Consider the following 10,796-nt stretch of genomic DNA (forward strand, 5'->3'; position numbering starts at 1 on the left):
GAGAGAATCATGGCTTTCGCATTCATCAAGCATGACACCAAGATAGATTTTATCGGCAAGCGCCACATCGCCTACGCCATCTCGATCCTGCTGCTTCTGGTGGGTCTGGGCTCGGCGCTGTGGGGCAATGGCCTGCGCATGGGCATCGACTTCGCCGGCGGCGTCATCGTGCAGGTGCAGTTCGCCCAGCCTGTGGAAGACGAAGTGCTGAAGAAGAGCCTGGATGTGCCCGAACTGCCGGGCATCAGCACCCAGCGCTTCGGTGAGGGCACGCGCGACTACCTGCTGCGCTTCTCCTCTGCCGAGAACACCGATGCCGCGGCGCTGCGCACCAACGTGCTGACCGCCCTGGCCAAGGCCTTCCCCGGCAATGACGTGGAGATTCAGCGCCTTGAGATGGTGGGCCCCAAGGTCGGTGACGACCTGACCAACAAGGCCCTGGGCGCCCTGTATTACGCGACCCTGCTCATCGCCGTGTACATCTCCGGCCGCTTCGAACAGCGCTGGATGGCCGGTGTGGCCATGGCTGCCGTCCTTTGGGGCGGCATGTACCTGGCCGGCCTCACGGGGCTGAGCATGGGCTGGCTGGTGCTGGTGGCCCTGGGCATCACCCTGGTGGTCTGCTTCGTCCTCAAGCTCAACTTCGCTCTGGGCGCCCTGGTGGGCCTCATCCATGACGTTTTCATCACGGTGGGCCTGCTGTCGCTCATGGGCGTGGAGATCGACCTCAACGTCATGGCGGCCCTGCTGACCCTGGTGGGTTACTCGCTCAACGACACCATCATCGTCTATGACCGGCTGCGCGAAAACCTGCGTGCCGCGCCCAAGCAGCCCCTGGACGCCCTCATCAACCGCAGCGTCAACCAGACCCTGTCCCGTACCATCCTGACCAGTGGTACCACCTTTGTGGCGACCCTGGCCCTGTACCTGCTGGGTGGCGGCGTGATCCACGACTTTGCCCTGACCATGCTCATCGGCGTGTTCGTGGGTACGGCGTCGTCCATCTATGTGTCCTCGGCCGTTCTGCTGGCCCTGGGCGACACGGACTTCTACGTGCACCAGCAGGAACGCCCCGTGTACGAAAAGCCCGGTGAGCACGGCATCGTCTAGTTGCTCCAGCCACACCGGATGGTGATTCACGGCCGGGAGGGACGTTGGTCCTTCCCGGCTTTTTTTGTGCGCTCCCGCCTGCCGGAGCCTGCGCCCGCAAGAGCGCGGCCGGATTGCACAAGAAGGCCCTGCCGGACAGGGCCCGGTCGTCTGGAAGCGGCCCCTGGCCGACGGGAGGGCCCCCGGCAGGTCATTGTCCCCGGCTGGCCCGGGTTGAGCGCCGGGGAATATTTTTTGTGTGACGGTTTCTTGACGCCGGGCAAGAACGTCTTACCTATTGGCAAGAAGACCCGATTGGGGGAGAGCATCATGGCAGTAGAATACAAGGATTATTACAAACTTCTGGGCGTGGAGCGTTCCGCCGGTGCGGACGAGATCGCCAGAGCCTACAAGAAGCTGGCCCGCAAGTACCACCCGGACCTGAATCCGGGCAACAAGCAGGCCGAAGACAAATTCAAGGATATCAACGAAGCCTACGAAGTGCTCAAAGACCCTGAAAAGCGGCGTATGTACGATCAGCTCGGCCCCAACTGGCAGCATGGCCAGCAGTTCCAGGGCGCTCCGGGCTTTGAAAATATGCACTTCAACTTCAACGGCCAGAACTTCGACGGTGCAGGCTTCTCGGACTTTTTCGAGACCCTGTTCGGCGGGCGCGGCAGCCGTTTCGGCGGTGATCCGTTCGGCGGTTTCCGTCAGCAGCAGCCGCGTCGCGGCCGTGACGTGGAGGCCGAACTGCCCCTGACGCTGGAAGAAGTGGCCCGCGGCGGCCGCCGCAGCGTGAACCTGCAGACGGCCTTCGGCCCCAAGACGCTGGAAGTGAACGTGCCTTCCGGCATCCGCGAAGGCGCCAAGCTGCGTCTGGGCGGACAGGGCGAGCCCGCTCCCGGCGGTGCGCCCGGCGATTTGTTCCTGCGGGTGCGTTATCTGCCGCATTCCGTGTTCAAGGTGGACGGCGACAACCTGCAGTGCGACGTGGTCCTGGCCCCGTGGGAAGCGGCCCTGGGTGCCCGGGTGCCCGTGCCCACCCTGGAAGGGCAGGTGGAGATGAACATCCCCGCCGGTTCGTCCTCGGGGCGCAAGTTCCGCCTGCGCGGCAAGGGACTTGGTTCGGCACAGCATCGCGGCGACCTGCTGGCCCGCGTGATGATCCGGGTGCCTGAGCAGCTTTCGGATGAAGAGAAGGCCCTGTGGCAGCAGCTGGCGGACAAGTCGTCCTTCCGGGCCCGCGGCTAGGATGGAGGTTGTGATATGAGCACGTCTGACAGAGACGACATGACCACCGTGGTCATGGCGTGCGAAGAATTCATGGCAAGCACCGGCATCGCGCCCGAGCGGCTGCGTGAGCTGCTGGCCCTGGGCTGGCTGGAAAGCCGCACGGAAGGCTCCGACCAGTTCTTCCGGGATGCGGACATCTACCGTGTGCGCAAACTGGAACGCATCTGCTGCGACTTTGAGCTGCCCGTGGTGGGCGGCACCATCATCGTGGACCTTCTGGAGCGTATCGACGCTCTGGAGCACAAGGTGCGCGAACTGCAGGGATTGGAAGACTGATCCCCTGTGCCGGGAAGCCCGCGGATACGGATCCGTCGCGGCGGCCCGCAGACCCCACCCGGCCTTGCGCCGCCGCCCGGATACTCCGGGCCCTCTGGAGCCCGCCTCCGTCCGCCTGCGCAGCCCGCGCATAAAAAATCGATTTTGCTTACCTTCCGCCGTGGGGCGGCCCGTGTGCGCACGGGCCCCGTCCATAGCGGCATCGTGGAGGATATATGGACATCAACAAATTCACGGAAAAAGCCCGCGAGGCCGTGACCCAGGCGCAAAGCATCGCCGTGGGCATGGGCCATCAGGATATCGACAGCGAGCATCTGGCGCTGGCCCTGATCCGTCAGGAACAGGGCATCGTGCCCCGCATCCTGGATCAGATGGGCGTGCAGACCGCCGCTCTGGCCGTAGCCGTGGAGGAAAAACTGCGCAAGCGTCCCTCCGTCTCCGGCGGCGGCATGGACCCCAACCGCATCTCCATCACCCAGCGTCTGGCCAAGGTGCTGGGCGACGCCGAGAACGAATCCCGGCGCATGAAGGACGAATACGTCAGCGTGGACCATCTGTTCGCCGCGCTGGCCGAGAACGCGCCCGGCACGCCGCTGGGCGAGGTCTTCAAGGAGTACAACATCAGCCGTGCCAGCTTCGGCCAGGCCATGGAGAGCCTGCGCGGCGGTGCGCGGGTGACCAGCCCCAACCCCGAAGACACGGTGGAGGCCCTGAGCAAGTACGCCCGTGACCTGGTGGAAGCCGCCCGTCAGGGCAAGATGGACCCGGTCATCGGCCGTGATGCCGAGATCCGCCGTGTGGTGCGCATCCTGTCCCGTCGTACCAAGAACAACCCCGTGCTCATCGGTGAGGCCGGGGTGGGCAAGACGGCCATCGTGGAAGGCCTGGCCTTCCGTATCGTCAAGGGCGACGTGCCCGAGGGCCTGCGCGGTCACAAGCTCTACGCCCTGGACATGGGCGCGCTGATCGCCGGTGCCAAGTACCGCGGCGAGTTCGAGGAACGCCTCAAGGCCGTGCTCAATGAAGTGGAGAAGAGCGAAGGCAAGATCATCCTCTTCATCGACGAGCTGCACACCATCGTGGGCGCGGGCAAGACCGAAGGCTCCATGGACGCGGGCAACCTGCTCAAGCCCATGCTGGCCCGTGGCGAACTGCACTGCATCGGCGCCACCACCCTGGACGAGTACCGCAAGTACATCGAGAAGGACCCGGCCCTGGAACGCCGTTTCCAGCCCGTGCTGGTGGACGAGCCCACGGTGGAGGACGCCATCTCCATCCTGCGTGGCCTGAAGGAACGCTTTGAGGTCCACCACGGCGTGCGTATCAGCGACTCCGCCATCGTGGAGGCCGTGACCCTGTCGCACCGCTACATCACGGACCGTCAGCTGCCGGACAAGGCCATCGACCTCATCGACGAGGCCGCGGCCCTGATCCGTACCGAGATCGACTCCCTGCCGTCCGACCTGGACGAGGTGAACCGCAAGGTCATGCAGCTGGAGATCGAGCGCGAGGCACTGCGCCGCGAGACCGACGCCGCCTCCCGTGACCGTCTGGAAAAGCTGGAAAGCGAACTGGGCGAGCTGCGGGTGCAGCAGGGCGAATTGCGCCAGCAGTGGGAAAAGGAAAAGAACGCCATCGACAGCGTGCGCGGCATCAAGGAAAAGATCGAGCAGACCAAGCTGGCCATCGAGCAGGCCGAACGGGCCTATGACCTCAACAAGGCCGCCGAGCTCAAGTACTCCACCTTGCTGGCCCTGGAAAAGCAGCTGGCCGATGCCTCCGCTGCCGCCGGTGCCGACGGACCGCGCCTGCTCAAGGAAGAAGTGCGTCCCGACGACGTAGCCGAGATCGTGGCCAAGTGGACCGGCATCCCGGTGACCCGGCTCATGGAATCCGAACGCGAAAAGCTGCTGCATCTGGCCGATCAGCTGCACAAGCGTGTGGTGGGCCAGGACGAAGCCGTGCAGGCCGTGGCCGATGCCGTGCTGCGTGCCCGTGCCGGTCTGTCCGACCCCTCGCGTCCCACGGGTTCGTTCATCTTCCTGGGCCCCACGGGCGTGGGCAAGACCGAACTGTGCAAGACCCTGGCCGAGGCCCTGTTCGATACCGAGGACAACATGGTGCGTCTGGACATGAGCGAGTACATGGAAAAGCACTCCGTGTCCCGCCTCATCGGTGCGCCTCCAGGATATGTGGGCTATGACGAAGGCGGTCAGCTCACCGAGGCCGTGCGCCGCAAGCCGTACTCCGTGGTGCTGTTCGACGAGATCGAAAAAGCCCATCCCGACGTCTTCAACACCCTGTTGCAGCTGCTGGACGATGGCCGTCTGACCGACAGTCAGGGCCGTACCGTGGACTTCCGCAACTGCATCGTCATCATGACGTCCAACATCGGTTCGCCGCATCTGCTGGACGGCATCGGCGAGGACGGCAGCCTGAAGGAAGGCGCCCGTGATGCGGTGATGGAAGAGCTGCGCCGCCACTTCCGGCCGGAATTCCTGAACCGTGTGGACGAGACCGTGCTCTTCCTGCCCCTGCGGCGTGACCAGGTGACGCGCATCGTGGACCTGCAGATGGATCGCCTGCGCAAGCGTCTGGAAGAACGCAAGATCACGCTGGGCATCACGGATGCCGCCCGCGAGTTCATCGCCGGCGAAGCCTACGATCCCGTGTACGGCGCCCGTCCGCTCAAGCGCTACGTGCAGCAGTACGTGGAAACGCCTCTGGCCCGTGAGCTGGTCAGCGGCCGCATCCTGGATGGTCAGGCTGTCCAGATCGATGTGCGCGATGGCGAACTGGTCTTCCAGAACGCCTGAGCCTGAAAAAAATGCTCCGGCATGGCTGTCTGCCAGCCTGCCGGGATGATCCCGCACAGCAAAGGCGGCCCTTCGGGGCCGCCTTTTTCGTATCGCCATGATCCCAAAAGGAAGCTTTTGCCAAAAGCATTCCCCTTTGTTCGGGACAACCGTCTTCCTGCCGGGGGGACCTGCGGCCGCGTGTCTGCTCCCGGCCCCTATCCTGCCTGACATCCTTCAGAATAAAAGTTTTCGGGTAGGGAAGGGGGAGCTCGATGGGGAAGGGGAGGGCCTTTTTCAAAAGGGCCTCCCCTTCCCCATCGTGTCCATCAGCTTGCCCTTTGCGGGCTGAGGGGCTATTTTCTTTCCATCTTTTTTGCAAGGAGCCACCATGTTGCAGACAGCCGCCCTTATTCTGGCCGCGGGCAAGGGCACCCGCATGCATTCCGACAAACCCAAAGTATTGCAGACCGTTCTGGGCGAACCCATGCTGCGCTACGTGCTGGAAGCCGTCCGCCCCGTGTTCGACGGGCGTGTGCTGGTGGTGGTGGGCCATCAGGCGGGCATGGTGGAGGCTGCCTTCCCGGACGCTTCCTTCGTGCATCAGGAACAGCAGCTGGGCACGGGCCATGCGCTGATGCAGGCCATGCCCGCGCTGGAAGGGCAGTGCGAGCGCGTGCTGGTGGTCAACGGCGATACGCCGCTGCTCTCCGAGGACGTGGTGCGTCATTTCGTGGAGGCCTCGGAAGGGGCTGATCTGGCCTTTGCCACCATCGAGCTGGACGATCCCGCCGCCTATGGCCGGGTGGTGCGTGCCGCCGACGGCAGCGTGCGGGCCATCGTGGAGGCCAAGGACTATGATCCCGCGCTGTACGGGCCCGAACCACATGAGGTCAATGCGGGCATGTACTGCGTGCGTCTGGATCTGGCTGCCCGTCTGCTGCCGCGCATCGGCAATGCCAACAAGAGCGGCGAATACTACATCACCGATCTCATCTCCCTGGCTGTGGCCGAAGGCTGCAAGGTGCAGGGCGTGCAGTGCGGTCGGGACGAGAGCCTGATGGGCGTCAATTCGCCTCTGGAACTTTCCCGCAGCGAAGAATTTTTGCGTGAACGTGTGGTGGACGGCCTGCTGCGTTCCGGCGTGATGCTGCATGCGCCCGCGCTGGTACGGATCAGCCCGCTGGCCACGGTGGAGCCGGGTGCGGAGATCACGGGCCCGTGCGAGATCTACGGCCGCAGCGTGGTGCGTCGGGGCGCCCGTATCGACTCCCATTGCGTGATGCGCGATACCGTCATCGAGGCCGGGGCGGAGATCCGCTCCTTCTGCCATTTCGAGGATGCCCATGTGGGCGAGGCCGCCCTGGTGGGGCCCTATGCCCGTCTGCGGCCCGGCGCCGTGCTGGAAGAAGCCTCGCATGTGGGCAACTTCGTGGAGCTCAAAAAATCCCGCCTGGGCAAGGGCGCCAAAGCCAATCATCTGACCTATCTGGGGGATTCCGAGATCGGCGCGGGCACCAATATCGGTGCGGGCACCATCACCTGCAACTATGACGGCAAGCACAAGTTCAAGACCACCATCGGCGAAGGGGCCTTCATCGGCAGCAATACGGCCCTGGTGGCTCCGGTGCGTGTGGGCGACGGCGCGCTGATCGGGGCGGGCTCGGTCATCACCAAGGATGTGCCCGATGGCGAAATGGGCATCGCCCGCGGCCGGCAGAAGAACCTGCCGCGCAAATCCGTCTAGCTCCTTTGGGAGCCTGGAAAGCGCCACCAGAAACTTTTCCGCTGCAGGCAAGACTGCCCGGCCATGCCGTGGCGTCAGTCAGGCTCTATCCGTCTGATTCTTCCTGCCCGGCGGGAGAGTTCCAGGCAAAAAATCCTTTGGGGGAGGCCCGGTGCCTCCCTCTTTTTTTCTGATATGCAGGAAAAGTTTTTTCTTTTTCCAGAAAAGGAAATTTCGTTGAATAGCAAGGAAAAACAGTTGATTATCTTTGCATGAAATCGTGATTTGCCGCATGGGCCGCCTTGCCATCGGCATGGGGCAGTGCTATACCCAGAATCATGGAAGCACTAGAGCAACTTGAAACGCAGGTACTGGCCCTTTTGGAGCAGAAAGCCCAGCTTCTGGCGGAGACTCGCCGTCTCCACTCCGAACTTGAGGCCACTATCGCCGCGAAGATGTCTTTGGAAGAAGAAAACCGCGAACTGCGCGAGAACCTGAACAAAGAAGAGCAGGTGCGGGGCGATGCCATCAACCGCATGGATGCTCTGCTGAGACTTATCCAGGAGCATGAAAGCGCCGAGTAGGTTTTCGAGTGAGTCAAGAACACTTTAACCTTACCGTTCTTGGTACTGCGGTCACATTCCGCCACAGTGCCGATATGGAGCGTGTGCGTGAGGCCATCGCTCTTGTGGAAGAACGGTTTGCAGACCAGAAACTGAGGTCACACGGTATGCAGAGTAACAAAGATATTCTGCTGACTGTTCTGGCTCTTGGTCTGGCGGATGATTTGTTGCAATCGCAAAAAAAGCTGGACGATGTGCAGAATCGCATCGAGACCATGCTTTCAAAGATAAAAGAAGAGTCCGTTTAAGTCATCAATGACAGCATATTTCCCTGGAGTGTGCGTGATTTATGACTCGGTGCTGACCTTACAAGCATAAAATCGGGAGCTGTCCCTGCTTTTTGTGAGCACGCCCGTTTACGGGAAGCCTGTAGAAAAGTACACGGCCCCCCCCTGGGAAACCAGGTTCTGCATCGAAGTCATGACACGGCGCTCTGGGGATTTTTTTCTGTCCTGCACCGTACTCCTTGCACGCTTCGGCGTGGTCTTTGCCTGCAGCCATCCTTATGCCGTTTTTGCGGTCAGAAGCCAGCCCTCCGCCAGTAGACCTCGTGCGGAGGCTGGCTTCCGCCATTTATGATACCCGGGTGATTCCCGTTGATTATAGAGGATGGTTATGGATTTTATGGATATTGTATGGCTGGCCCTGGCCGCTGTGGTCGGCCTGCTGGTCGGTGCGCTGGTGCACAAAAGTGTGACCACCAAGCGCATCGGCGATGCTGACGAGCTGGCCAAACGCATTGTGGAAGAAGCGCGCAAGGAGGCCCAGGCGCAAAAAAAGGAAATCCTCATCCAGGGGCAGGATGACCTTTTTAACCAGAAGCGAGAGCTGGAAAACGAATTCAAGGAGCGCGAGCGCGAAGTCAAACTGCGTGAACGCAAGCTTGAAGAGATGGGCGGCCGGCTGGAAGAAAAACTGGAAAAAGCCACCGCCAAGGAGCATGAGCTCCTCGCCGCTGAAAAGGATCTGGCCCGCAAGGAACGCCAGCTGGCCGAGTCGGAAGAGTTCCTGCAGACGCGCATCGATGAAGAAGAGCAGCGTCTTTCCGAGATCGCCGGCCTGACGGCGGAAGAAGCCAAGGCCCGTCTGTTTGCCGAGGTGGAGGCCAAGACCCGCCACGAATCGGCCAAGATGATCCGCCAGATCGAGACGGAAGCCAAGGAGACCGCCGACCGCAAGGCCAAGGAGATTCTGTGCAACGTCATCCAGCGTTATGCCGGCGACTACGTCAACGAGCAGACCGTCACGGCGGTTTCCCTGCCCAGCGAGGACATGAAAGGACGCATCATCGGTCGTGAAGGGCGCAACATCCGTGCGCTGGAAGCCGCGACCGGTGTGGACCTCATCATCGACGACACGCCGGAGACCGTCATCCTGTCCGCCTACAGCCCCCTGCGTCGTCAGGTGGCCAAGATGGCTCTGGAACGTCTGATCCAGGATGGCCGCATCCATCCCGCCCGCATCGAGGACATCGTCCAGAAATGCGAACAGGAACTGGATGCCCAGGTGCGCGAAGTGGGCGAACAGGCCACGTTCGATGCCGGGGTCCACGGCATCCATCCCGAGATCATCCGCCTGCTGGGGCAGCTGCGCTACCGCACGTCTTTCACCCAGAACGTGCTGCAGCATTCCCTGGAGGTCTCCGCCCTGTGCGGCATGATGGCCGCGGAGCTGGGCATGGATGTCAAAAAGGCCAAGCGTGCCGGTCTGCTGCATGATATCGGCAAGGCCGTCGACCATGAGGTCGAAGGGCCCCATGCCCTCATTGGCGCCGATATCGCCAAAAAGTATAACGAAGGCAAGGACATCGTCCACGCCATCGCCGCGCACCATGAGGATCAGCGCCCCTCGACGGCTCTGGCCGTGCTGGTGCAGGCGGCTGACTCCATCTCCGGTGCCCGTCCCGGCGCCCGCAAGGAACTGCTGGAGAACTACGTCAAACGTCTGGAAGAACTGGAAGGCATCGCCACCAGCTTCGAGGGCGTGTCCAAGGCGTACGCTATCCAGGCGGGCCGCGAGATCCGTGTCATGGTCAATCCCGACAATGTGGATGACGATGCCACCTATCTGCTGTGCAAGGACATCGCGGAAAAGATCGAAAAGAATCTGACCTACCCGGGCCAGATCCGTGTGACGGTCATCCGCGAACGCCGTGCCATGGGCTTTGCCAAGTAGAGCAGAGCGAACAGGTGCATATTCAGGCGGCCACTTCGGTGGCCGCCTTTTTTGTTGTACGGATAAATCCCTGCTTGGTGGCTGTCTGATGCTCGAAGGCTCTTCGCTCCCGGGTATGGCGGCTTCTGTCCTGTGCTGCTGGAGAAGGATGCAGGAGTGCTGTGTTTTCTCCATACTGCAGGGTTGCTCCCCGGCAGCATACGAAAACCTTCTCTCCCAGAGTGAAAATCCCAAAAGGAATTCCTGTCGTGCCTTATCTCGCAGGCTTGCCGTTCAAAGTTGCCGAAGGCTCTTGTTAGAGAGGGGGAAGGGATTACCAGGGCCGCAGGGGAGGGCAAGCATCTCTCCTGCTGTTTCTGGCGTTGCACTGGAACACGAATGAAGCTTGAATGGCCAGCTATCTTCCTGGGGAAAGGGATAATGTCAGTGCCATATACCCTGGTATGTTTGTGTCACAGGGGAAAGTAGGGAAAACGGCAGGAAGCAGAGATTGTTGAAAGCAGGCAGATCGGTGATTCCTTCCGCTCTCTATGGGGAGACCTTGCGCGCGAGGAAAACTGATAGCTTGCAAGAAAATGCAAGCATTTTTCTGTGTTATTTCGGTATGTTGGTTGAATAAACAGTCAGTGGGGAATAAATCCACAAAATTTTTTTGCGGAAAAATGCTTGACGGTGGGGTCGAAAAGGCGCATAAAGCCGTTCGCGCCAACGAGCTGGCCACGTCCGAAAGGGCGACGGGAAAAGAAAATTTCCCGGATGGCAAAAAAGTTCTTGACGCGGGTTTGAAAATGAGACATAAGTCTCCCTCGCGCCAAT

General features: G+C 61.5%; 9 protein-coding genes and 1 other RNA gene. 9 read left to right on the forward strand and 1 reads right to left on the reverse strand.

Annotated elements, in window-relative coordinates:
• Positions 1–9 precede the first annotated feature (9 nt).
• The 9 genes from secF to rny all read left to right on the forward strand — a co-directional run bounded on the left by secF (position 10) and on the right by rny (position 9,980).
• A complete protein-coding gene (gene secF / locus ACQRAG_RS08940) occupies positions 10–1,110 on the forward strand; it encodes a protein translocase subunit SecF (protein WP_303740278.1) in 1,101 nt (366 codons plus the stop codon).
• Between the two features lie 309 nt (positions 1,111–1,419).
• A complete protein-coding gene (locus ACQRAG_RS08945; protein ID WP_168934884.1) occupies positions 1,420–2,343 on the forward strand; it encodes a J domain-containing protein in 924 nt (307 codons plus the stop codon).
• A 15-nt stretch (positions 2,344–2,358) separates the two neighbouring features.
• Entirely contained in the window at positions 2,359–2,661 is a 303-nt protein-coding gene (locus tag ACQRAG_RS08950) for a chaperone modulator CbpM (RefSeq protein ID WP_168934885.1), read from the forward strand.
• A 215-nt stretch (positions 2,662–2,876) separates the two neighbouring features.
• Positions 2,877–5,477 (forward strand): ATP-dependent chaperone ClpB, encoded by a 2,601-nt coding sequence (gene clpB / locus ACQRAG_RS08955; protein ID WP_204625286.1) that lies wholly within the window; start codon positions 2,877–2,879, stop codon positions 5,475–5,477.
• Positions 5,478–5,847: 370 nt separating this feature from the next.
• Entirely contained in the window at positions 5,848–7,203 is a 1,356-nt protein-coding gene (gene glmU, locus ACQRAG_RS08960; protein WP_289616878.1) for a bifunctional UDP-N-acetylglucosamine diphosphorylase/glucosamine-1-phosphate N-acetyltransferase GlmU, read from the forward strand.
• A gap of 317 nt (positions 7,204–7,520) precedes the next feature.
• On the forward strand, positions 7,521–7,766 hold the full coding sequence (locus tag ACQRAG_RS08965; protein ID WP_081446796.1) for a DUF904 domain-containing protein: 246 nt from the start codon (positions 7,521–7,523) through the stop codon (positions 7,764–7,766).
• A gap of 8 nt (positions 7,767–7,774) precedes the next feature.
• Positions 7,775–8,053, forward strand: coding sequence for a cell division protein ZapA (zapA, locus tag ACQRAG_RS08970; RefSeq protein WP_168934888.1), 279 nt, complete (start codon positions 7,775–7,777; stop codon positions 8,051–8,053).
• Positions 8,054–8,070: 17 nt separating this feature from the next.
• Positions 8,071–8,249, forward strand: a non-coding RNA gene (gene ssrS / locus ACQRAG_RS08975) — 6S RNA.
• A gap of 180 nt (positions 8,250–8,429) precedes the next feature.
• A complete protein-coding gene (rny, locus tag ACQRAG_RS08980) occupies positions 8,430–9,980 on the forward strand; it encodes a ribonuclease Y (protein ID WP_239463890.1) in 1,551 nt (516 codons plus the stop codon).
• Positions 9,981–10,603: 623 nt separating this feature from the next.
• Here the strand turns inward: rny and ACQRAG_RS08985 are convergent.
• Positions 10,604–10,796: hypothetical protein (locus tag ACQRAG_RS08985; protein ID WP_427803967.1), on the reverse strand; the 193-nt coding region annotated here is incomplete at its 5' end.

The organism is Desulfovibrio sp. SGI.230, from assembly GCF_050313065.1.
GTDB lineage: Bacteria > Desulfobacterota > Desulfovibrionia > Desulfovibrionales > Desulfovibrionaceae > Desulfovibrio.